The organism is Paenibacillus allorhizosphaerae (assembly GCF_042659105.1).
In the GTDB taxonomy this organism is placed as follows: domain Bacteria; phylum Bacillota; class Bacilli; order Paenibacillales; family NBRC-103111; genus Paenibacillus_G; species Paenibacillus_G allorhizosphaerae.
The window spans coordinates 1-20,616 of sequence record NZ_JBHSRV010000030.1; the positions used below are offsets into that span (position 1 = coordinate 1).

The 20,616-nt window shown below is 48.6% G+C and carries 26 protein-coding genes and 1 pseudogene; 9 read left to right on the forward strand and 18 right to left on the reverse strand.

Translation table 11 applies throughout. The features are described 5' to 3' along the window. Nucleotides 1–205: 205 nt before the first annotated feature. Nucleotides 206–589: a DinB family protein gene (locus ACFQI7_RS36055; protein WP_377518488.1), complete on the reverse strand. Its 384-nt coding sequence runs from the start codon at nt 587–589 to the stop codon at nt 206–208. Between the two features lie 222 nt (nt 590–811). Next, nucleotides 812–1,153, reverse strand: a complete 342-nt coding sequence (locus tag ACFQI7_RS36060; RefSeq protein ID WP_218103234.1) for a hypothetical protein — start codon at nt 1,151–1,153, stop codon at nt 812–814. Between the two features lie 44 nt (nt 1,154–1,197). Here ACFQI7_RS36060 and ACFQI7_RS36065 point away from each other — a divergent pair, with 44 nt between their 5' ends. Beyond that, nucleotides 1,198–1,560 (forward strand): ankyrin repeat domain-containing protein, encoded by a 363-nt coding sequence (locus ACFQI7_RS36065; protein ID WP_329958307.1) that lies wholly within the window; start codon nt 1,198–1,200, stop codon nt 1,558–1,560. Between the two features lie 25 nt (nt 1,561–1,585). On the opposite strand, the gene ACFQI7_RS36070 is transcribed toward ACFQI7_RS36065, so the two are convergent. The 5 genes from ACFQI7_RS36070 to ACFQI7_RS36090 form a co-directional block, all read right to left on the reverse strand. Further along, a complete protein-coding gene (locus ACFQI7_RS36070; protein ID WP_218103236.1) occupies nt 1,586–3,739 on the reverse strand; it encodes a family 43 glycosylhydrolase in 2,154 nt (717 codons plus the stop codon). A 135-nt stretch (nt 3,740–3,874) separates the two neighbouring features. Next, nucleotides 3,875–4,027 (reverse strand): hypothetical protein, encoded by a 153-nt coding sequence (locus tag ACFQI7_RS36075; protein WP_218103237.1) that lies wholly within the window; start codon nt 4,025–4,027, stop codon nt 3,875–3,877. Between the two features lie 45 nt (nt 4,028–4,072). Then, nucleotides 4,073–5,386: an ABC transporter substrate-binding protein gene (locus ACFQI7_RS36080; RefSeq protein WP_218103238.1), complete on the reverse strand. Its 1,314-nt coding sequence runs from the start codon at nt 5,384–5,386 to the stop codon at nt 4,073–4,075. A gap of 135 nt (nt 5,387–5,521) precedes the next feature. Further along, on the reverse strand, nt 5,522–6,835 hold the full coding sequence (locus ACFQI7_RS36085) for a sulfatase family protein (RefSeq protein ID WP_218103239.1): 1,314 nt from the start codon (nt 6,833–6,835) through the stop codon (nt 5,522–5,524). A gap of 166 nt (nt 6,836–7,001) precedes the next feature. Beyond that, the gene (locus ACFQI7_RS36090) at nt 7,002–7,382 is read right to left on the reverse strand and encodes a hypothetical protein (RefSeq protein WP_218103240.1); all 381 of its coding nucleotides are present in this window, start codon (nt 7,380–7,382) and stop codon (nt 7,002–7,004) included. A 110-nt stretch (nt 7,383–7,492) separates the two neighbouring features. Here ACFQI7_RS36090 and ACFQI7_RS36095 point away from each other — a divergent pair, with 110 nt between their 5' ends. Continuing rightward, on the forward strand, nt 7,493–7,852 hold the full coding sequence (locus ACFQI7_RS36095) for a hypothetical protein (RefSeq protein ID WP_218103241.1): 360 nt from the start codon (nt 7,493–7,495) through the stop codon (nt 7,850–7,852). Nucleotides 7,853–7,959: 107 nt separating this feature from the next. On the opposite strand, the gene ACFQI7_RS36100 is transcribed toward ACFQI7_RS36095, so the two are convergent. Further along, entirely contained in the window at nt 7,960–8,064 is a 105-nt protein-coding gene (locus tag ACFQI7_RS36100) for a DUF1861 family protein (protein WP_377518492.1), read from the reverse strand. Between the two features lie 196 nt (nt 8,065–8,260). On the opposite strand from ACFQI7_RS36100, the gene ACFQI7_RS36105 reads away from it, so the two are divergent. Then, nucleotides 8,261–9,241, forward strand: coding sequence for an AraC family transcriptional regulator (locus ACFQI7_RS36105; protein ID WP_218103242.1), 981 nt, complete (start codon nt 8,261–8,263; stop codon nt 9,239–9,241). Here the strand turns inward: ACFQI7_RS36105 and ACFQI7_RS36110 are convergent. From ACFQI7_RS36110 to ACFQI7_RS36145, 8 genes are all read right to left on the reverse strand, one after another. Continuing rightward, on the reverse strand, nt 9,216–9,842 hold the full coding sequence (locus ACFQI7_RS36110; protein ID WP_377518501.1) for an amidohydrolase family protein: 627 nt from the start codon (nt 9,840–9,842) through the stop codon (nt 9,216–9,218). The genes ACFQI7_RS36105 and ACFQI7_RS36110 overlap by 26 nt on opposite strands. After that, nucleotides 9,812–10,354 (reverse strand): hypothetical protein, encoded by a 543-nt coding sequence (locus ACFQI7_RS36115; RefSeq protein ID WP_230415743.1) that lies wholly within the window; start codon nt 10,352–10,354, stop codon nt 9,812–9,814. The genes ACFQI7_RS36110 and ACFQI7_RS36115 overlap by 31 nt, the downstream gene beginning before the upstream one ends. Before the next feature lie 204 nt (nt 10,355–10,558). Beyond that, the gene (locus tag ACFQI7_RS36120) at nt 10,559–10,882 is read right to left on the reverse strand and encodes a DUF2834 domain-containing protein (protein ID WP_218103243.1); all 324 of its coding nucleotides are present in this window, start codon (nt 10,880–10,882) and stop codon (nt 10,559–10,561) included. A 366-nt stretch (nt 10,883–11,248) separates the two neighbouring features. Continuing rightward, the gene (locus tag ACFQI7_RS36125; protein ID WP_329958308.1) at nt 11,249–11,539 is read right to left on the reverse strand and encodes an ABC transporter transmembrane domain-containing protein; all 291 of its coding nucleotides are present in this window, start codon (nt 11,537–11,539) and stop codon (nt 11,249–11,251) included. Nucleotides 11,540–11,757: 218 nt separating this feature from the next. Next, nucleotides 11,758–12,156, reverse strand: a complete 399-nt coding sequence (locus ACFQI7_RS36130) for a DUF6223 family protein (RefSeq protein WP_218103245.1) — start codon at nt 12,154–12,156, stop codon at nt 11,758–11,760. A 369-nt stretch (nt 12,157–12,525) separates the two neighbouring features. Continuing rightward, on the reverse strand, nt 12,526–12,918 hold the full coding sequence (locus tag ACFQI7_RS36135) for a DUF6223 family protein (protein WP_218103246.1): 393 nt from the start codon (nt 12,916–12,918) through the stop codon (nt 12,526–12,528). A gap of 280 nt (nt 12,919–13,198) precedes the next feature. Then, the gene (locus ACFQI7_RS36140; RefSeq protein WP_218103247.1) at nt 13,199–13,600 is read right to left on the reverse strand and encodes a DUF6223 family protein; all 402 of its coding nucleotides are present in this window, start codon (nt 13,598–13,600) and stop codon (nt 13,199–13,201) included. Nucleotides 13,601–13,674: 74 nt separating this feature from the next. Next, complete coding sequence (locus ACFQI7_RS36145) at nt 13,675–14,067, reverse strand: DUF6223 family protein (RefSeq protein ID WP_218103248.1); 393 nt, start codon at nt 14,065–14,067, stop codon at nt 13,675–13,677. A 172-nt stretch (nt 14,068–14,239) separates the two neighbouring features. Here ACFQI7_RS36145 and ACFQI7_RS36150 point away from each other — a divergent pair, with 172 nt between their 5' ends. From ACFQI7_RS36150 to ACFQI7_RS36170, 5 genes are all read left to right on the forward strand, one after another. Beyond that, on the forward strand, nt 14,240–14,926 hold the full coding sequence (locus tag ACFQI7_RS36150; RefSeq protein WP_218103249.1) for a response regulator transcription factor: 687 nt from the start codon (nt 14,240–14,242) through the stop codon (nt 14,924–14,926). Further along, nucleotides 14,923–16,065, forward strand: coding sequence for a sensor histidine kinase (locus tag ACFQI7_RS36155; protein ID WP_218103250.1), 1,143 nt, complete (start codon nt 14,923–14,925; stop codon nt 16,063–16,065). Before ACFQI7_RS36150 ends, ACFQI7_RS36155 begins: the two co-directional genes overlap by 4 nt. A gap of 208 nt (nt 16,066–16,273) precedes the next feature. Next, entirely contained in the window at nt 16,274–16,531 is a 258-nt protein-coding gene (locus tag ACFQI7_RS36160) for a DDE-type integrase/transposase/recombinase (protein ID WP_218103251.1), read from the forward strand. A gap of 21 nt (nt 16,532–16,552) precedes the next feature. Beyond that, on the forward strand, nt 16,553–16,699 hold the full coding sequence (locus ACFQI7_RS36165; protein WP_218103252.1) for a hypothetical protein: 147 nt from the start codon (nt 16,553–16,555) through the stop codon (nt 16,697–16,699). Between the two features lie 508 nt (nt 16,700–17,207). Then, the gene (locus ACFQI7_RS36170) at nt 17,208–17,558 is read left to right on the forward strand and encodes a VOC family protein (RefSeq protein WP_218103253.1); all 351 of its coding nucleotides are present in this window, start codon (nt 17,208–17,210) and stop codon (nt 17,556–17,558) included. Nucleotides 17,559–18,158: 600 nt separating this feature from the next. Here the strand turns inward: ACFQI7_RS36170 and ACFQI7_RS36175 are convergent. Next, nucleotides 18,159–18,767 carry a recombinase family protein gene (locus ACFQI7_RS36175; RefSeq protein ID WP_218103254.1) on the reverse strand — a complete coding sequence of 203 codons (609 nt, stop codon included), beginning with the start codon at nt 18,765–18,767 and terminating at the stop codon, nt 18,159–18,161. 294 nt (nt 18,768–19,061) lie between these two features. After that, the gene (locus ACFQI7_RS36180) at nt 19,062–20,018 is read right to left on the reverse strand and encodes a hypothetical protein (protein WP_218103255.1); all 957 of its coding nucleotides are present in this window, start codon (nt 20,016–20,018) and stop codon (nt 19,062–19,064) included. Between the two features lie 210 nt (nt 20,019–20,228). Between ACFQI7_RS36180 and ACFQI7_RS36185 the strand changes: the two are divergent. Beyond that, a pseudogene (locus tag ACFQI7_RS36185) lies at nt 20,229–20,588 on the forward strand (transposase); the annotation flags it as partial. Nucleotides 20,589–20,616: the final 28 nt, after the last annotated feature.

Consider the following 20,616-nt stretch of genomic DNA (forward strand, 5'->3'; position numbering starts at 1 on the left):
GTTTTATGATACGTAGGTGATTACCTAAATGTGTGTGTAGAAGCCTAATGATACAAAAAAATGAAACAGGTCGGATCAAATCTTGCATGTGGTGTGGTGCACTAGCTTGAATCAGGTTCGATGGATATTACATTAATCTGCCCGTTACCTCAATGAACATCAAGAAGGAGCTGTCCTTTTGGCAGCTTCACGTTATCGTTATCCGTTAACTTAATCGTTCTTTTATTTGTTTGAGGTGATGATTGTCGTGGTCAATAAATATATTTAGGTATTTCTCGACTGTAAATTGGCGTTTTCCCGAACCAATTGTAAATTTTACATCACTGTCGATTCCAGACATCGTTTCAATCAGCTGTCTTCTATTCTCAACAAACTCATCTATTAAAGAGCTAGTTGTATTAAGCACTGATGTATTGAATAGCCTCACTATTATGTTCGTCATGGTCGGAAAAGAGATTAATACAGCTCCTTGATTCATAAATGGAGCATGCTTCTCCAGGATGAACTTATCCCAATAAAATAGATGACCAATTACTTCTTTAACAGACCATTTGCCTTCATTAATTGGTTTCTTCGATTGTCTTTCCATAGTTCAGTACTTCTTTAACACCCATACTAATCCCCCATATACTTTATTAATTATTGTTAATTTTATCCTTATTCGGTATACAGGTAAAGAACGTTTGTTCGGTATTTCTTTCTAGTGGTCAAGACTAACCTGCCCTCAGAAATTCCGCGTAAACAAAAAGACGATGGATCGGTTCCATCGCCGCGCAATCGTTAAACTTTAGGTCAATGAAGTCAAAACGAGCTATTCCCGCATGCCAGTGAGTTCCATGCCGCAATCTGGGAAATGGAACCTTCTTGCATTTCCGAGGGCGCACATGTACGGCCGGGATACGGCGTTGAGCCTGGCGCCACGAGCTTCTTCCCGGCGGAGGCCGGTGTCCAGCTCGCGCTGCTGGGCACACTGCTGGCCGCCGGGGCGTCCGACGACGGCGCACCGGGCGAGCCCCCGGTCGTGAACGGCTGCCTGGCCAACGGCCGACCGCAGGCCGCCCAGTATCTCGCCGAACGCGGTGCCCGGCTCGACCTGGAAGGCGCTGCCGGTATGGGGCGGCTCGATCAGGTCCGGCGCTTCCTGGACGAGCATGGGCCCCTGCAGGCCAGAGCCACGCTCAGCTGGCAGCCGGCTTCCTGTGGGCCTGCGAGTACGGCCATACCGGGGTCGTCCGGTACATGCTCGACCGGCACGACGATCCCGGCCTGCGGGTGCGCGGCATGACCGGCCTCCACTGGGCCGCCGTCGGCGGGCAGCTGGGGCCAATCCGGCTGCTCGTGGAGCGTGGCACGCCGCTTGAGGCGAAGAACGGCTACGGCGCTACGGTGCTCGGCCAGGCGGTTTGGGCCGCTGTGAACAGCCATCCGGTCTGCCGCTGGCCGGATACGAAGCCGGATTGGGGCGCGATGGTCCGGACGCTGCTGGATGCCGGCGCCCGGCCGGATGCTTATCCGGGCCTGCAGGAGCGTGTGGAGCAGGTGCTGCGGGAGCGCAGGTAACGTTTTTGTGCGGGGGTCCACTGCCTTAATGTTGTAACAACAGGGAACTCGCGTCCCTAAGCAAAACGTTCGCCGCCTCGTGCGATATGTGTTTCCCATCCTGCGCCTGCACTTCGTTAACAAAGCTTTGCAAGCTGTCGTTGTTCAATTTGGCCTGCAAGCTATTGGCGATGCCGTCATTATCGATTGCCTTGCTCTTGGCAAAACGTGCCACTAGTGCCTTTAACGAATCGACCGTTGCCACCGTTTGGAAAACAACCGTTTTGCTTCCGGTATTGCCGACCCTATCCGCCGAAGATACTGTAAGCGTGTGCTGTCCCAGCGACAATGTATAGAGTGGAACGGTCGTTCCGAGCTTGTAAGCATACGTATCCAGCGTCACCGTCGTCTTGATGGGGTCGACTCCCGATGCCGTATCCGTTGTCGTCATCGATGGCGTCAATTCCACGCAATCTTCATAGCTGCGGCCGTCCTCCGGCATGGCAATGTCGATTGCTGGTGCCGTCACGTCCAGCTTAAAGCTGACGGTTTTCACCATCTCCTCTTGCCCCGCGATGTCGGCCGAGCGGTAGGCGACGGCGTAGGTACCGTCTTGATCGAATCGAATCGGCGCCGTATAGGTTTGCCAGGTGTTCCCGCCGTCCAGACTATACACCGTGTTAGCTACGCTGGTCAGTTGGTCCGTCGCGGACAGGCACAGCGTGACCGGAGTCGTATACCAACCCTGTTGACCATTCGGAGCCTCGGGCGAGAGCGCCGCGGAGGTGATCGGCGTGATGACCGGAATTTGGATGCAATCGAGTTCCGCGAAGCCGGTGCCTTTGGTAAATTGGATCGTATTGCTGCCCGCCTTCAACGCAACGCTTAACGTCGCGATACTTTGGTACACCCATCCCCCGGTTTTCGGATACGTGATCGTTTTCGCTGTGCCGTTATTTACCGAAACGTTATGTGTACTGTCGCCGGCGGTTCCGTTGTCGTAGCGTACATACATCGTGTAGTTACCGGATACCGGAACCTGGACATTGAACTGAACCGAGCTATCCGCGTAGTCGATATGGCCGACCACCTTCCCGCCGGAAGCATTCGCTTCATTGACGACGAGGGTATTGGTTGTTGCCGCCTGCTCCGCTTCATACGTGGTCCGCTGCAGGGTCTCGCCTGAAGGCAAGGCCATCGGCAGGTCCGTCGAAACCGGGGTGCCGAAGTTCGGGGTGCCGTCGGCATTCCAGCTGAATTTCTGTGCGCGGACGTTCCGGGTCCACCCCGCTCCGTTGAATTTAGCCGCATGATAGATGATCCAGTCCTCGGTGCCATCGACCGATTGGGTGAAGGAGTTGTGCCCGGGCCCGTATACAATCCCTGCCGATTTAAAAACAGGGGTTTCCGTTTTCACCCAGGCTGCGGGATCGAGCGGATCGGCCCCTTCCAGCGTCAGCATGCCGAGGCAGTAGGCGTTACTCGCGCTGGAGTTCGCCGAGTAGACTATAAACGTTTTACCCCCGTGCTGCAACACTTCGGGACCTTCGTTAATGGCTTTTGCGCTTGTTTCCCAGCTGTACGTAGGCGAAGAGATGAGCACTCGATTGCCGCTGATATGGGTGGGCGAATCCATCGGCGCGATAAACAGCCGTTGAACCTTATCCGTCTCGCTGTTCCAGCCCGACCATATAAAATACAGCCGGTCGTTATACGTTAGCACGGTCCCGTCAATGGCCCATAGATCCGACGGGTCGGTCAGCTGCCCGATAAACGTGTACTTGCTGAACGGATCGGAGGTGGCGCTCTTCAAGACATACATCCGATGGGTAGCACCAACGCCGTTCTCGTCCGCCGAAAAGTAGATGTACCAATAGCCGTCATAGTAATGCAGCTCCGGCGCCCAAATATCCTTAAACGCCGTATTCGCATTGGACCAAACGGTAACCTTCGGGCCGCTCTCCACACCGCTGATCGAATCCGATTTCCAAATCGTCACGTTGTTGCCCGTGGTGCGGGTCAAATAATATACGCCATTGTACTGAATCATCCACGGATCGGCGCCGCTTGAGACGATCGGGTTGTAGAACGTGCCGGCGGACGCCGCGTAAGAGGTTTGCTCTGACGTGGCCAATCCGAGCAGTATCAGGACCACCGATAAAACGAACAATGCCGATTTCCTAACCGGTTTGGATACCATAAATCATTCCTCCTCTTCAAATGGGTACCGCCTCAATTGCACGCCATATTGGCAGAAAGCCACACGCCTTTAACATGAATATATTTGGATGACTCTACTTCCCATTTCATTGCCGAGTTATTTTGCCGGTTCGTTTCAATGTTTTTTGGAAATTTGTTCTTCCGCTTCTCTCATCGCCGAGTTGATATCTTTCTCCTCTTTGACGATTGGGACGATGGCATTAGACATATAACCATCCGCGAACGAATCGTACTTGCTTACCGGAAGCGCTTTCGTGGGAGTGGACATAAAGGCCGCCTTCAGCGGTAGGCAGGTGCGACCGATGCTTTGCATTTATTTGACTGTCTGTTCCTGAATATACTGGTTCAGCTTTTCTTGCGCAGACCGCAGGGCGGTATTGACATCGACACCTTTCAGCATCACTTCTTTCGAAGCATCGTTAATCAAGCCGCGGCCCTTCTGATCGAATTTCGTATGCTCATGCACTCCGGGTTGGAAGGTGAAGAAAGCGTTCAGATTCTTTCCTTGCAAGAAATCGAGCTCCGAGCCGTAATCTTTCTTCACCTCCTCCGTCTTTTTCAACACGGTCATACTCCCTTTCTTATTGAAGAACTTCTGCACCTCGTCGCCGGCGATATAGGATATGACTTGATAAGCTTGATCCTTATGTTTGCTTGTGGACGAGATGAGCAGATTGTGTGCCTCAGCCTGCCACGCAAATCCGCGCCCTTTGTCAAATGTAGGCAGCGTCACCAGGTCCCAGTTAAACGTAGTTCCATCTTTTTGCATTTGCTCGATATTCCCGATCATGCCAGCGTTCCAATAGGCTGCCATTCCGACTACTTTCTCTTTCAGAAACATTGCGTTTACGTCTGCAAATTTACCGTCATTCACATAGCCCAGGACGGAGTGAATCGCTATGAACTGGTTAAGAACTCGCTGCCACCCGTCGGTGACCAAGTTAGCCTGGTTCGTTTTCTTGTCCACATAGGGGAGAGTAAGTCCCATAGCCATTCGGTCGGCCCCCCCGGTTGACATTCCAAGATATTGCGTATCCCCGTCACTGCGCGTCAGCTGACGCGACAAGCTGACGGTCTCCTCCCAGGTCATACCATCCTTCGGGTAGGGGATTCCGAATTTATCGAAAATATCTTTGTTATAGAACAAACCAGGTACATTCATACGGAAAGGAAGCGCTATGAATTCGCCATTGTCGCTGAATTTCTTGATTTGTTCCGTCAGCGTCGGGTCGAAATTTGCTATATTCGTTCCGAACTTTTTGATATACGGATTGAGATCTTCCGTAATCTTGAACTCCTGCAATGCCGGGATACCCGGCAAACCAGACATAATTAGATCCGGGACATCGCCTGCCGTTATGAGATCTGCAAGTTTGCCGGTAACCTTCTCAACGGTAATATGAGGGAATTTCTTCATGACCTTCTGGGTGAAGTAGGAATCGAATTCCACGTCGGTAAAGCCGCCGTAAGATACGAAGAGTTTCAGCGTGACAGGCTCGGTGCTAACACTTGCAGAGTTAGTATCTGTTCCGCCGGCTTCTGGTTTGCTGCTTGTTTGACCGGAGCAGCCACTCACCAGCAGCACTGCTGCGAGAATGCCTGCATGGACTATCTTCATTCGTTTCATTGTGGGACCCTCCATTGTCTATATGTCAACTCTATAAGACGTCATTGTGGTGCGACAATCCTCTTCAAGGGAGTGTTTCATGCCCATTAGGGCATCTGTTGAAAGCAAAGTTATTATCAGCCGGTTCGAAGTAGTTTACTCGAAGTTGTTCGGGTGCAAGCTGCCGAGCGGGTTGACACGCGCTCCTTCAGGTGCCGGTACCGGACCCGCGAGCAGCGGATCGTCTGTACACCGCATCCAGCTTTCCAGCCGTTCAGTCAGGTCGGAAGCAATGCCTGCATAGGCGGAATTGTCGATCATGTTCTCGCGTTCTACGGGATCGAGATACAGATCGAACAGCATGTCTTTGGAGCGGCTGCGCTCGCGGATGCCGTGCTGCATCAGGAATTGTTTGCTCATGCCGTTGTCCATATTGGACATGACTACCTGATCGTGATCGTCATAGAAGCGGATCAATTTGTAGCGTTCCGTCCGCACACAGCGCATTGGCTCGTAAGCGGCATGGTACGTCACCTCGGAGAATAGTTCGCTGCGAACTTCGGATGCGCTGCCGTCCAGCAGGGGCACAAGCGAGCAGCCTTGCAGCCAGTTCGGTTTGGCAATTCCGGTTATCTCGCATAATGTCGGGAACAGATCGATCTGAGAGACGATCGCGTCGATTGCTTGACCTTCTGTCCTGCCCGGGACACGCATCATGAGCGAAACTCCGATGCCCGTGTCGTACAAATAACATTTCATTCGGGGGAAAGGGATGCCATGATCGGTCGTAAAGATGAGAATCGTGTCGTCCCACTTTCCGGCGTCCTTGATGGCCTGCCGCACAATGCCGAAGCACTCGTCGACAACCGCAGCCGAAGCGATAAATCCAGCCATATCCTTGCGGTTCGCTGCCGTGTCGTACATCGGATGCGGAGGCATGACGTACCGGGAATCGACCGGGCGGCTCGTCTGCGGGAAATCGAATTCCGCGCGATGCGTGTTATGCAAGCCGACGGTCAAGAAGAACGGCGCGTCCCCCTGCTTGCCGATGAACTCGGCAGCCAGCCGGGCCGTCTGCAAATCGCGCGCTTCGCCTCCACGCGCTTCGTTCAAAAGATTGAGATTTTGCTTGTAGCCGAGCTCGTTGACCGCCCCCGCGCCGTGATTCTCGTGTTGTACGCCGCTGAGTGCGGTTTCATAATCGTTCCGGGCAAGGAACGAAGCGAGGTGCTGCGAGCAATCGTTCAACCGGAAGCCGCGATGGGCGAGACCGATCATCCCGTTCGAATGCGGAGCCATTCCGGTAAGCAAGCCGCAGCGGCTTGGCGAGCAGGTTGGACCGGCGCAGAACGCCTGACGGAACAGCGCCGCTTCTTCCGCGAAGCTTTGCAAATGAGGAGTAGGTACAGCATACCCGTAAGGCTGGATGTATCTTCCGGTATCATGCGTGTGGAAATAAACGATATTCATGGCTTCAGCGCTCCTTATACGTTCGCTCTCTTTAATATGTTTACTTATTTGGCCAGCTGAGACTGAATCGCTTTGCTTGCTTCCTCCTGCGCGTCTCTCAAGGCGGTATTGACGTCTTTCTGATTCAAGGCGACCGCCTTCTCGGCGTTGTTCAAAGCAGTGCAGCCTATGTTGTCATATAGGGACGGCACATGATTGGGAGACGGCGACTGAGAAAATCGCATACAAGTTTTTTCCTTTCATGCTTGTCAGAGCGGACCCAAAGCTTTTTTTGGAAGGCGTCGTTTTTTTTCAGCACGGTCAATCTGCCGCTGCTGTTGATGGTTTGCTGCACCTCGTCGGTGCCGATTAATGAGATGACCTGGAATGTTTGTTCTTTATGTTTGACCAATTTGGACACTAGCAGAGCGTGCAGGTCGGTCTCCTGGCCTGAGCCGACCACCCCGGTAAAATTCAGAAGGGACGCCATGTCCCAGTTCATCTTATCCCCGTCCTTGGCTAGCTTCTCCAATGTGCCCGACTTCAGATTGCCCCACTCCGCCAGCATGGCAAGCGACTTTGAAGTGGATCGTCCATGGAAGATCGATTAAGTTGTATTGCAAGCTTGCCGACTTCACTGATTCTACGGCGACCGGGTTTGGCCGGGAAAGGTCAATATTGAATTTTTTGATCAGCGGTTCGATGCTATCTTCCATTCCGGTTCCTACAAACCGGTATATGATCGGTGAAGAGGTCATCACCAGATCCGGTATGTTGCCGGCTGCTATCATCTTATCGAAACCGTATTCCGGGTTAGACAGATCGATAGGCTCGATCGTAATGTACGGATACCGCTTTTATCGGCTCCTCAACATACTTCTGGAATTCGTCAGGTCCAAGCCATCCCATGCTCAGCGCGAATTTGATTGTGACGGGCTCGGTCGATACCTGAGGCGGAGTGTTCTTCTCAGCTGCGGGCTGCTCGCCGGCCGATTTGCCGTCATTACCGCAGCTGCAAGCGGTTGCAAACAATGGTAGTGAAAAAGCGGCCATTCAATTCATTTTCATATCGGTTTCCCCCATTCAGTATTGGTATGTATCCCGGAGTCATCGTCACAGCCGACTGTGATAATGTGGGATCACCTCTAGACAATACGCCCATGTCCCTCGACCGGATAGTCGATCGTAATACGTCCTGTCTGGCAATCTCCAATGCCGCTATAAAGATCGGCCTTGCCGTCCGAACGCATCACAATTCCGAAGCGAAGACACAGTCGACCAAATGCGGCGCCTTGGCAGGAATTCGATTCGCTGCGTTTTCCTGCTCAACTTCTTCCTCCCTGTTACAAGCACTCACTTACTTTATTTATGGTAAAATAAACGTAGGAAAAAAACCTATCGTGTTTTTCGATATTTATCCCATTTTTTCTGAGGAGACCCGCCAATATGTCACATTTCCCGAGATATTTGAAAGGCTATTCGATGAAAGACAATCCGTTCCAGTTCGAGCTGATGATTAATAGACTGAAGAAAGGCTACCCTTCCCATCGGCAGGATTACCTTGAATTTTCATACGTCAAGAGCGGGACAGGCTGGGAAATGATCAATGGGGTAAAGCATCGCATGAAGGCGGGGACGTTTTCTTTTTTGCTGCCGTACCACATTCATGAATTATTTACCGATCCGGGATCGGAGCTCATTCTGTACAATTGTCGATTCAGTATGGAATTGCTCATGGAGCAGAACCAAGAAGAGCTGATGAACGGCATGGTGAATGGTAACGAAGGGCTGCCTTCCTTCGTTCAGTTTGAAGGGAAGGAGAAAACGCGGATGGACAGCCAGCTTGAGGAAATGATCGAGGAATACACTGGCAGCGAACTATGGCGGAACAGCTATTTACAGGTTAAGCTGAAGGAGCTTCTCATCCGGTTCGACCGCTATCGGAGGAAGAATGGTACAACACCGAACGGGAAGCCCGCCTCAGGCAAAACAGCAGGAGCCGTATGGCTGATCATCCACTATATAAACTGCAATTATCAGGAGAATTTGACTCTGGGCGGAATAGCCAAGAAGTTCTCTCTGAGCATATCCAGGGTCAGTGAAATCATTAAAAAAGCTACTGGACAATCGTACGTCCACTTCTTGCAAGATCTTCGCATCCGCCATGCGTGCAGCCTTCTCGTTTCAACGGAGATGAGCGTATCTGAAATCGCAATGGAGGTTGGCTACGGCTCGTATAATACGTTCTCGCGGATTTTCCGAGACACTAAAGGCGTATCGCCGACTAAATACCGCAAAATGAAGACGTTAACGTCAGCATATAATCGAGGTGGCGAACGACAACCCGGAAGGAATAGCAATTTTCAAGACCATCCCATCCTTTTGGGATTGCCTCATAGTTTCATTTTTGCTCACTTTCGAGCTTAAATATCAATTCGTTCGCCAGACGTTTATTCAAACGATATTTTTCTGTTTTACCAAGCTTGGAGGTTAACTCTTTGATTTTCTGGATTTGAGTATCAGTCGGCGGTTGTTGCTCGATTAATCTCTCATAATTTTGATAGGCGACCTTAAGTGCTGTTTCTGCGGAAAACAAATCAATGGTTTCATATAATGCATTGGCTGCTTGTTCAGTGGTCAAACCATAACCTGAATCAGTCGATAACATAAAGCGGTCCGGGTATTGTTCCATCAGTGGTATAAAATCCCGTAATTTATTGAAGCTGTCAGGGTTATAAGCAGTAAACCCAGCAAAAAAATCAATGTACAAATTTGAGTGTTTTTCGAGAAGGGTTTTAATATTATTGGGAGAGTTGTAAGCATTAGCGTGTCCAAAGATAATATTCGTATTTGGATGCTGGTCCAAAGCCTCCTCCAGATGTGTTATCGGCGAACCATTAGGCGGATCTATATGTAAAAGAATCGGAACACGGTATTTTGCTGCTAATTCATAGATTTTTGGGAAATTCCCGTCGTTTGGGTGCTGAGCCTTCCACTTTACTTTTGAAACAACGGAGAATTGGTGGATGCGGCTGCGATCTCACCAATATTTAAATAACCCTGCTCTAATTTATCACGTACGATGGTTAAACCCTCATCTTCGTAAATAGGGAATCCCGCGAAGGAAGGATAAACATGTGACGGCTCTCTTCGATATTGCTGCCAAGATAGTTGATCCGTGATCTGAGCGCTAGGCTCTGAAATATCCCCGAATAATACGATTCGGTCAATTCCATATTTCCCCCACTTTTCTATCGCATTCGGATTTCCAGCATCGTGGTTATGAATATCAATGACGGTAAGATCACGATATACCTCAAACAATTCATTCCGAGGATCTTTGTTTTTGCGAATGTTTTGAATTAGTTCCAAGTTCGGCTTCGGCGTATACTCTGTTAGGGGCACGATTGTTACTTCTTTGCGCATTAATGAGGAACATCCAGTGAATGTCAATCCAAATACAACAAATATACAAAGTAAAATAGGCATTTCCATACACAATCGATCTGTCTTCCAACTTGGAGGTAGTAATCTGAACATGTTAAACCCTCCCATGCATTCACATCATTCGATTTTAATGTTTCAAGCAACATCAACATCAACATTAATATTGTATATTTTACCCTTCCAAGAGTATATATCCCATCGAAGAAAACTGCCAGTTACTTCAATGAACATCAAAGAGGAGCTGTCCTTGCGGCAGCTCCACACTATCGTACTCCGTTAGCTCAAAAGTGCTGAAATTCAGCCTTGTAATTTCTTCTCGATGTGTATTTCACGAAGTAATAAAAATAAAGGAAGGCCTAATGAAACACCTACTACAAGAGTACCTATAATCGGCAACCATACCGACCTCATACCATTTCTTTTGCCTTCGAAGAGAATGAACCCAATAAGTACAATTGCTGATACTAAAACATCCATCCATGCAAATGATCCAATGCGCGTTTGGGTTATTTCTTCTACTAATCGAGACATATCCAGGCCATTCTGAATGATCCATGGAAGAAATTGCGAATACGGCAACACAACTCCCAAAACCGCTAATATTCCATAAAAGTATTTCAATGAAGACTCCCCCCAAATACTCCAAATGTAGAATATATCCCTTTAGTATTTCTCATATCTTATCTATTTTCCTTTATTTGAAATTAAATTAACCTGCCCGTTTACTTCAACAGAAAACGGCAGCCGATCGTATGGATGGCAGCCGCATGAAGTGATTAAGCAATTGTTCACCTTTAGAGTATAAATTCTTTATATCGAAGAATCATACTTTTACCTAAGCTAATCATATTGGAACCTCCATTTCATATTGGAACAATAACCATTCCAATAATACCGAATATACGTTCGTTAGTGAAGGTGCAATTCAATGGCCTATCCCTGCTCGTGGCGATAACTTGTCCAAAGCTAAACTTGATTTAAGTTTTATTAAACTTTCGTTGTTACATCTCGGTTTCCGCAAACTTCTCCAGCACGAATTTTAAGCCGGCTGATCGTTTCTCCCGTCTCCCTGCTGTCGTAGGATGAGACGGGCATTCGGAGCAGTTTGCGCCACAGCCTGTCGCGGATGGCCGAAACGATTTTGTTGCCGCCGTAGTGGAGCAGATAGAACAAGATGCCTCCGGACACGACCTGCAGAGCGAAGGCCCGGCCATTCCCCAGATTTGCGACGGGCTGAGCAAGTCGAGCGAGAATCCATTCACCAAGTTCTTCGTGAATTGGACGGAGTGTTGAAGCTGGTCGGTGTTCTGACCGGGATTAACACATTACTTACCGCTTACAAGCAAGCGCGAGACAAGAAAAACCACATACCAGGCTCCTTTCGTTTTTTTCGAAGATCTTATGTCGAGCAAAATTCTTATGACTGGACACCCAGAGTGGTTATTTCACCAGCGTAGCTGACACCAGCAATCGAGAGAACCGTTCCCATTGTTAGGTCAGCTTTTGCGACGGGAGCGGACTAGAGTCAGATAAGCGAGAACCACGCCAATTAGCCCCAATACTATGGCTACGATGGACCCAGCTTGCCCGTAGCCAGTGCCGAAAAAACCAGTGGTATCGAAAAGATGCCGCCCGCCGACATAGATGCTGAACACAGCTATCACGATGGCTACGATGGACCAGTTTCGTCCGTTGCCGTTGCCGAAAAGACCGATGGAACGAGCCATAGCCAGCCGACTGATGACTACGCTAATCAGCCCTATTACCACGACCACGATGGCCTTGAGTTGTTCGATGGTCATTTCATCACCACCGCCAACCATTTCAGCAGAAGCAATCGTTGGTTTCAGTAGAATTGTACAAAGTATTCCGAATGAAACTAGTTTCATTTTCATATGCTCATCCTCCTCTTGATTGTTTTTACAAACTGAATCTATATCAGCTTTCACTTTACACAACAAATGTCGAGAACTTATGCGGATTTTCCTCTGTTTACTTAGATTTCTTTAAAGTGATGGGAGAGTAGTGAAAAATCGATGTTGAAATTTGTTATTCATTCAATACGTTGTGTGGGCCATCTAAGAAAAATAAATTTTAAACGGCTGATTAAATTCGTTCAGTGGCACTTCGTTGATCGCTCGAAATATGAGTGGTATGTAAAGCGTTTTTTATTTTTTTTCAAAAAAGGTTATCTGGGTTTGGATTAACCAGATAACCTTTTACCTAAGGATAAATTCAGATCAAGATATTCAAACCCATTTAGGTCAGCCAGCACGGCGGGAGCGGATCAGAGTGATACCGGCAAGAACTATGCTAATGATCCCCGTCACGACGGCGATGACAGCCGCAGCTCTTCCATCGCCAGTTCCGAAATCACCAGAGAACATGGTCATATGAATTAAAGCATAGACAATAACGATCAGCGCCACCACTACGGATATGATGGCCCCGTTTCGCCCACCATTGCCTATACGACGGATGGAGCGGGATAGAGACAGCCCAGCAAAGATTGCATTCATCAGCCCCACAAACGCGTCTACCGTGGACCAGATTCGCCCGGTCGTGATTACATATCCGACTTTATTTTCAGCAAAGGCAATCGTTGGTACAAGTAGAAGTGCACAGAGTATTCCGAATGAAACTAGTTTCATTTTCATATGCTCATTCCTCCTCTTTATTGTTTTTACAAACTGAATCTATATCAGCTTTCACTTTACACAACAAATGTCGAGAACTTATGCAAATCTTCCTCTATTTTGCATGGATTACGGTGCACCATAGTGAGACTTGGCGCTTTAGCGTCATAGTGAAACTCTTACACTTTGTGTGAAAACTCGCTTCGCTCAGAAACATGTTTCGCCACGCTTACCACCGAACATCGCCTCATCACTCTGTTCATTCACCATATTTGGTTTATGAAATTGCTTAGATTTCGGTTCAGCTAATGCGATATCGGGAGGCGAACCAAGCCATTCCAGAGAGGACGATCGTGATAATCGACAGTATGACGGAAAATGCGGCACCACCTCGCCCATTACCGGAACCAATATCGCCGGTAGTGTAAACAAAATGCGGCCCGGCGATAAAAAAGGAAATCAATGCCAACGCGATGGCCACGAGGGTCACAATTCGCCAATTACCTTTGCCAGAATGATCAGAGGCACGGGCCAAAGACAACCAAGCGATGCCAACACTGCCCAACCCCATCACCACGGTCACGAGGATCTTGATTCGTGCGGGAGTAAAACCGTAGACTTGTTCAGCTGAGTCAGCTAAGGCAATCGTCGGCACAAGTAAAAATGTACAAAGGATTACAAATGAAACGAGTTTTATTTTCATGCTACCCCTTCCTTTCACGATCAGTTTACAAATTAACTGCACGTTCTTAAGAGAAACAGAAAAAAAGTGTCGAATTATTTGTCACAAAGAGAGCGGGTCCAAGCCATTCCAGCAAGCACCAAGCCGATCAATCCAATCGCGATCGCTAGGATCGCTCCAGCACGTCCGTTACCAGTGTTGAAACCACTAGGAGTAACGGCAAGATGAAACGCAGAGAGAAGCACACAAAACAGACTCAACACGATGGACATAACAGGCCATTGACCAGTGGCAAAACGACTGGTTGGACGGGCGCGAGCGATCCCAGCAACAACCGCGCTGCTTAGCCCAATCAACCCAGCCGCGAAAGTCAAGAGCCGCCCGGGGGTGATACTACCATAACCAACACCAGTCCCTTCAGCAAAGGCAATCGTCGGCACAAGTAGAAATACCGAAAAAACTGCGAATGAAACGAGTTTGATTTTCATGATTATTTCTCTCCTTTTACAGCCAGTTTACACAACAAATGTCGAGAACTTATGCAGATCTTCCTCTCTTTGTGTGCATTTCTTTAAGAACCTGCCAAATCACGGTATAATTTCGGTAAGCGATATCACTCTCGTCGATGGAAGCAGACTACAGGGGAAAGATGTGGTGGGAATGGAAACAAAATTGTTGCTTGTGGAGGACGAACCGGGCATGCTGGAGGAGATGCTAACTTATTTGCAGCGTGAAGGGTTCCGGGTATTGACCGCCTGTACCGGCAAGGAAGCGCTCCTAATTGCCCAGTCTGAGCGGCCAGATCTCGTCGTGCTGGATTGGATGCTCCCCGGGAAAAGCGGAATCGACGTTTGCCGCGAAATAAGGCAAACGTCACATTGCGGCATTATTATGGTTACGGCCCGATCGGATGAATCCGATAAAATCGTCGGTCTTGAAATCGGCGCAGATGATTATTTAACGAAGCCGTTCAGCTTGCGCGAGCTCGCTTCTCGCATCCGGGCTCTACTACGCCGCCTGCGCGGACCTGAAGACAGGTCGATGTTCTTGGAAAGAGACAACCTGATCATTTCCGAGGCCAAATGTCAGGTGTTCAAAGACGGTCAGGAAGTCCAATTGACGCCGACCGAGTTCAAAATTCTGTTCACGCTGGCAGTTCGTCCCGGTATCGTCTTCAGCCGTTTGCAATTGTTAAAGACTGCTTTGGAAGATGAATACATGGGATACGAAAGAACGATGGATTCCCATATCCGGAATCTTCGCCGCAAGCTGGAAGATGATCCGGCCAATCCCCGTTATATTCAAACGGTATACGGTTTCGGTTACCGATTCGGTGGACGCTCATGAAGATGACGGTCCGCATGAAAATATTCACCTATATGGTACTGCTCGTGCTCATTATAAGTTTCACTTTCTCTCTGACAACGCAAGTCTACACAGCCGACTTGTTCGATCAATTTCAAAGGGAACAAATCAATGCCGACTACTTGAGCGCCGCGCCCGAAGAGCAATTCGAAATCTTTAAATCTTTTTTCCTTGGCAACACGCGGCTGGAAGCACTGCTTCAAGTCACGCATGGCGCGCGGTTGCTCTTTTTTGTCGCGATCGGGTTGCTCTTCAGTTTTTGGTTATCGGGGGTTCTGACCCACCCGCTCAAAAAGCTTATAGCCGCCATAGAGCGCGTGGCGCAGGGTGACCTGAACGTTAAAGTACCTGTAGATACGAAAGATGAGTATGGAAAAGTCGCCCAAACGTTCAATGATATGACGTTTCGCCTGCGTGAAGCCGAAGAAGCCCGAAGACGGTTGGTGGCTGATGTCGCTCATGAGCTTCGCACGCCGCTGTCCGTTATGCAGCTTAAACTGGAAAATTATCAGCAGGCCGGTCATCATATCTCGCCAGAAATGCTGCTTCGACTTCATGACGAGGTCATCCGGCTCAACCAGCTTGTGGACGACCTTCATGTCTTATCGCTCGCCGAAGCGGGCAGGTTGTCGCTCGATCGCAAACCGCTCGATCTGACTGCACACCTGGAACGAATCGTGGATGACGTGAGATACGAAGCAGAAGAAAAAGGTTTGGATATTCGCCTCTGTACGAATTCAAGACCGGTTACCGTGATGGTCGATGCGAGACGGATCACGCAGGTTTTCATTAATTTGCTGACCAATGCGATTCGTTATACGCCTCGTGGAGGGAAGATTACGGTTAAAATCGAAGACCGGGTCATTGACCGGAATGATTTCTTTACGTGTGTCTCGGTGATCGACACCGGCATCGGAATACCGGCGGAGGAGTTGCCCCACCTATTCGATCGATTTTACCGAGTAGAAGAAGCGCGCTCGCGGCATACAGGTGGTACGGGGCTCGGATTATCCATCGTCCATCATTTTATAAGAGCCCACGGGGGCTTCATCCGCGTTGCGAGTCAGCCTGATGAAGGTACTATATTTACCGTATATCTACCTGAAGGCAATGTAACTTGAATAAATTTACAACTCCGAAGCAGAAACATGCAGGAATTCCTCTTTACGATTGTCCCTGGGATCCGATTTGCATATGCTGCTCTTAATGATTATTGAAGCGATATTTATCAAACCCTTATGTAGCTCCTAAAAGCCGATCAACCCTGTTAATAGAGGGGCCGGTAAAAGTCCACTTGTCCGAGTTTGATTCAGATGCTCTGAATGAAATGTGGCTCACGATGTAACGGAATTCAAGTACGGAAATGGCCAGAAAACGTATTTGAGCGCTATTCTCGATCTTCATGATAAACCCATCGACTCCTATGTATTAAGGCGTTCCAATAACAATCCACTTGTATTCCAGACGTTGAAACTGGCCGTACAAGCAGCTCCAGAAAGCAGCCCGATGCTTCATAGCGATCGAGGCTACCAATACACCAATACACCTCCTTGGGCTTTAAGAAGCTCTTGGATGACAACAAAATGATTCAGAGTATGTCCCGTGTGGATGATGGGCGCCATAGCCTTTGCCATGCCGGCCGCACTGCCTCTCTACTGGTCGGTAGGAGGAATTTTCATTATCGTGAAAACGATCGTGCTGCACAAAATGTACTCAAAGCCTGCAGAGCAGAAGCTGGGCACCGTGTCAGAATAGCATGCAAGGATAGGTACAGAGAGGACCTTCGCTCTTAGGGGCAAAGGTCTTTTTTGCCGACGTTTGACCGCACGCATTAATTCTTCTACTATTGCTGTCCAAGTTTGTTTGTCTACAGAACACACCTCCCTAGGTTCAATCAAAAATAGTCTCCAATAATAAATTGGAGATTATTGTAACTATCCTGCCCGTTAGCTTAACGCCCTCTGCCAGTCTACAACTTTATTTTCCGGTCTGATACTTTATTTTTCAGTCTAATACTTTATTTTCTCAGAACAACAACTGTTTTCCCACTTAACAGTAACAACCTTGACTTGAGAAGCTATATGCAGAAGCATCACAGCTTACCGTGGACATGGCTGCCGCGCAGTTGCACATGAGCCGAGTCACACTTCTAATGAGTTATATAGAAAGCTGTCGGAAGGGGAAAAATAGTCATTCCTTGTTCCATTAAAGGGCCAGATTATATAATAAAAATTATATATCAAAAATTTAGGAGGATGTAGTAATGAAGGTCAAACGAATTGTTGCCAATGTTGAGACGCAGGACATTTCTAAAGCAAAGTATTTTTACGGGGAAGTGCTCGGACTTGATCGACTGATGGATATGGGATTTATTACAACTTACGGTTCGCAAGAGAAAATGGACACTCAAATTAGCTTTCTTTCAGAGGGCGGTTCAGGGACACCAGTGCCTGACTTGTCAATTGAGGTTGATGATCTTGACAATGCACTAACTCGCATAAAAGAAGCAGAGATTCCAATTGAGTATGGACCAGTTGAGGAGCCGTGGGGGGTTCGGCGCTTTTATGTAAAAGATCCATTCGGTAAGCTCGTTAATATTCTTACCCATCTTTAGATAAATGAGATGACAGGTGTGTTGAATATCTTCTTTAATCGGGCACTTTTCTGAAGTAACGAAAAAAGCTCAATTTCTCAATTTCAATACTGAGAAATTGGGCTTTTAGTATTATAATTTCCTTAACGTTGGAGAATTCGCATTTTTCCTGACGCTACCCCTTAGAGTAAGAAAATCCGCTTTTTATGCACTTTAACATCCCTAGCGTTCGCCCGGCGTACTGATTGAACGAACTCTTTTTGTAAAAATCGCAAGCGATACATAAATTGTTGTAAATGAGAACAGACAGGATGAAGTGGAAAAACAAGCGTATTGCGTGCCGAGGGATTAAACAGATTTACATGCGTTAAATCAAAACCAAGGGCCTCAGCAATCAATGAATCAATTTGCGAAAGAATAGCCGGACCGCTTTGTACTCCATAACTCACCTAAACTCGATTTATAAAAATGGAACAGCTGGCGTGTAGAATTTTGAAGAGATGACAAACCGCAGAATTTCAGAATGGATCGGCGGTAAAGATGGTATGCAGCATTGATCTGGCGATTTTTGACTTCCACAGAGGCATACATCAATAACTTCAATCCTTCCTGTTTAGAACGTTACAATCGCGAAGCCTCATACTCCTTCACGCGCCGATAAAAGGTGGGCTTCTTCATATTGATCTGACGCATGGCCTCCGTCGCCGTGATTTGTCCTGATTTCCATTCCTCATAGATCCGGATAAACTTGTTATCAATCTCCTGCTTGGGTCGGCCGAACGTTACTCCGTCCGCCCTGGCAACCTCTATCCCTTCTGCCTGACGCTGCCGGTTCTTTTTCCTCTCTTGCTCAGCCACATATGCCAGCAGGGTTAGGAATTGATCCTCCATGACTTTGCCGAAATCGCCCATTGTTTTAAACTTCCGAGAATCGAACAACGTTTCATTATCCAGACATACGATGTCCGCGCCGGTCTCCCGCGTAATATGCTTCCACTCTGTTATGATCCCGTCATAATCTCGACCAAGTCGATCCAGCGCATCGATGTAAACCAGGTCACCTTCCCGGATCATCTGACGCATCGCCTGATAGCGCGGCCGCTCAAAATCTTTGCCGCTCTGCTTGTCCACAAAAATGAAACGATCCTCGATACCCAACTCTCGAAATTTCACAAGCTGCCGCTCCGGATTCTGGTCCTTTGCCGAAACTCGGCCATATGCCAGTTTCATAATGCCTCTCCCCCATAAATATGTATCAAAATGTAGTACATAAAAATGGAACGTTCCTAAAGTAATTTAGGTACATTTTGATACGTAAATACAGAGACTTTTTTTGGCGTTTCAAAAAGCATGCTTTCTGACACAGTCTGAACAGGTAAAAGGCCGTCGAAGTAATCGGCGGCCTTGCTGATCATTCAACTATCGTTCCCAGTTAGTTAAAAAACAAGAGGAGCAGCTGCCGCGGCATACTGCTCCTCTTATGCTCCCGTCAGCACAATCGCTGGTAGCTTTATAAAAAATGCCTCAAATCGACTCGCCGCGCAGAGCGCGACGTCGGTCATGCAGCACTAGCAGGATGATCATCCCCATCATTACGCCCAAGACGATGCCGGCCTCTGTGGTCAAGGACCGTGCTAGTGGGTACTCTGGGGAGTACTGCGCATCAGGGCGAATGGCGGAAAAGAGGTTGTAAGAGAACAGCATTCCCGACGAGATCCATGCTGCTACCATGGGGGGCAGGAACCTCCGCGACCCACGCCCGATGGTCAGCACCAGCAGGCCCCATGCCCCCGCCAAGGCCCATACGCCGGTACTCAAGCTTAGCAGGTGCCACCACACATCGCGGTCATCTATCATGGCCGGGGCAATGCCGAGAGTGCCGCCCATCGCCCAAAACACCTTGATGACGCCGAGTAGAATGCAGCCGACTGCGACGAGCTTGGCCAGGGTAATTTGCAGTTGTCGGGTGTGTCCCAGCAGCTCCGCGTATGCGGTCGGACCGCCCAGCGCCTCGGGCCACCGCGCCTTGGCGTACCCTGCCAAGGCAAGCGGCAGGAAAATGCCGACCCCGACCAGCGAGACCATGACGAAGATCTGCTCGTATGCCCAGAAGTCGGCGGCACCTGCCTCCTTGTCCCTAGTTATGGCGGCCGGACCGAGCACCGGTGCCAGCAACAGCATGGGTACGAGCAGTCCGGTGCCCAGCCACACGGGCAGGGCCACCAGCCACGCGGGTAGCCGCTCACCCCACGGCCTGCAGAACGCCATCGCTAACAGGACACCGATCGCGGCGATAACTGCGGTTGCGGCGTTGATTGCGCGCCAACTGGCATCGCCCATTTGTTCGGTCGGAAGGAAGAGACCGAAAGTCCAGGCTATTTTTATAATCAGATACGGTGTCACCGCTATGGCGGCGCCATAACCACATATTCTACGCAACTTCATTATTCGTGTGGCCGACCGCTTTGCCGTTGCTATCATGTCGTAATTTCCTACTTTCTCTCAAATTTGTGAAAATATCAGATGCTGCGATGTAGTACATTATGAAGGGCATTGGTAACAATATTTTAAAGTGAAACAATTCTATAATAACAGATTACTACATCAAGATATCACAAAGGTGATTTCTTGCTGTAGTATCGTATTATGAGGTCAGCTAGTTTTTGCTGGTTGATCCTTTTTTGTTTTGGTTTTCAGCAAACTATGTACTCAAGCCATTTGATTAATTTGAAGGTCCTAATCACCCTAATTCTTCAGTACCAAGAGCATCTTGCAGAGTTGGAACAAAACATAGATGCTCTTGCTGCGGAGATTGAAGAGTATGATTTAATCCAGTCGATCCCTGGAATCGGGCATAAAATTGCTGCAACAATTTTATCCGAGATAGGCGAAATCGACCGATTTGATCATCCGAAAAAGCTAGTTGCATTTGCCGGTATAGACCCTAGTGTCTTCTCCTCCGGCAAATTCACAGCCACCCAGAATCGTATTACGAAGCGTGGTTCTAGACAGTTGCGATATGCCCTCATTCAAAAGTGCATAAAAAGCGGATTTTCTTACTCTAAGGGGTAGCGTCAGG

Bases quoted from the DNA above. Each gene is read 5' to 3' on its own strand.
- ACFQI7_RS36055 (WP_377518488.1), bottom strand. From the start codon at position 589: ATGGAAAGACAATCGAAGAAACCAATTAATGAAGGCAAATGGTCTGTT.
- ACFQI7_RS36060 (WP_218103234.1), bottom strand. From the start codon at position 1,153: ATGCTCGTCCAGGAAGCGCCGGACCTGATCGAGCCGCCCCATACCGGC.
- ACFQI7_RS36070 (WP_218103236.1), bottom strand. From the start codon at position 3,739: ATGGTATCCAAACCGGTTAGGAAATCGGCATTGTTCGTTTTATCGGTG.
- ACFQI7_RS36075 (WP_218103237.1), bottom strand. From the start codon at position 4,027: ATGTCCACTCCCACGAAAGCGCTTCCGGTAAGCAAGTACGATTCGTTC.
- ACFQI7_RS36080 (WP_218103238.1), bottom strand. From the start codon at position 5,386: ATGAAACGAATGAAGATAGTCCATGCAGGCATTCTCGCAGCAGTGCTG.
- ACFQI7_RS36085 (WP_218103239.1), bottom strand. From the start codon at position 6,835: ATGAATATCGTTTATTTCCACACGCATGATACCGGAAGATACATCCAG.
- ACFQI7_RS36090 (WP_218103240.1), bottom strand. From the start codon at position 7,382: ATGCTGGCGGAGTGGGGCAATCTGAAGTCGGGCACATTGGAGAAGCTA.
- ACFQI7_RS36100 (WP_377518492.1), bottom strand. From the start codon at position 8,064: ATGCGTTCGGACGGCAAGGCCGATCTTTATAGCGGCATTGGAGATTGC.
- ACFQI7_RS36105 (WP_218103242.1), top strand. From the start codon at position 8,261: ATGTCACATTTCCCGAGATATTTGAAAGGCTATTCGATGAAAGACAAT.
- ACFQI7_RS36115 (WP_230415743.1), bottom strand. From the start codon at position 10,354: ATGTTCAGATTACTACCTCCAAGTTGGAAGACAGATCGATTGTGTATG.
- ACFQI7_RS36130 (WP_218103245.1), bottom strand. From the start codon at position 12,156: ATGAAAATGAAACTAGTTTCATTCGGAATACTTTGTACAATTCTACTG.
- ACFQI7_RS36135 (WP_218103246.1), bottom strand. From the start codon at position 12,918: ATGAAAATGAAACTAGTTTCATTCGGAATACTCTGTGCACTTCTACTT.
- ACFQI7_RS36140 (WP_218103247.1), bottom strand. From the start codon at position 13,600: ATGAAAATAAAACTCGTTTCATTTGTAATCCTTTGTACATTTTTACTT.
- ACFQI7_RS36145 (WP_218103248.1), bottom strand. From the start codon at position 14,067: ATGAAAATCAAACTCGTTTCATTCGCAGTTTTTTCGGTATTTCTACTT.
- ACFQI7_RS36150 (WP_218103249.1), top strand. From the start codon at position 14,240: ATGGAAACAAAATTGTTGCTTGTGGAGGACGAACCGGGCATGCTGGAG.
- ACFQI7_RS36155 (WP_218103250.1), top strand. From the start codon at position 14,923: ATGAAGATGACGGTCCGCATGAAAATATTCACCTATATGGTACTGCTC.
- ACFQI7_RS36165 (WP_218103252.1), top strand. From the start codon at position 16,553: ATGATGGGCGCCATAGCCTTTGCCATGCCGGCCGCACTGCCTCTCTAC.
- ACFQI7_RS36170 (WP_218103253.1), top strand. From the start codon at position 17,208: ATGAAGGTCAAACGAATTGTTGCCAATGTTGAGACGCAGGACATTTCT.
- ACFQI7_RS36175 (WP_218103254.1), bottom strand. From the start codon at position 18,767: ATGAAACTGGCATATGGCCGAGTTTCGGCAAAGGACCAGAATCCGGAG.
- ACFQI7_RS36180 (WP_218103255.1), bottom strand. From the start codon at position 20,018: ATGATAGCAACGGCAAAGCGGTCGGCCACACGAATAATGAAGTTGCGT.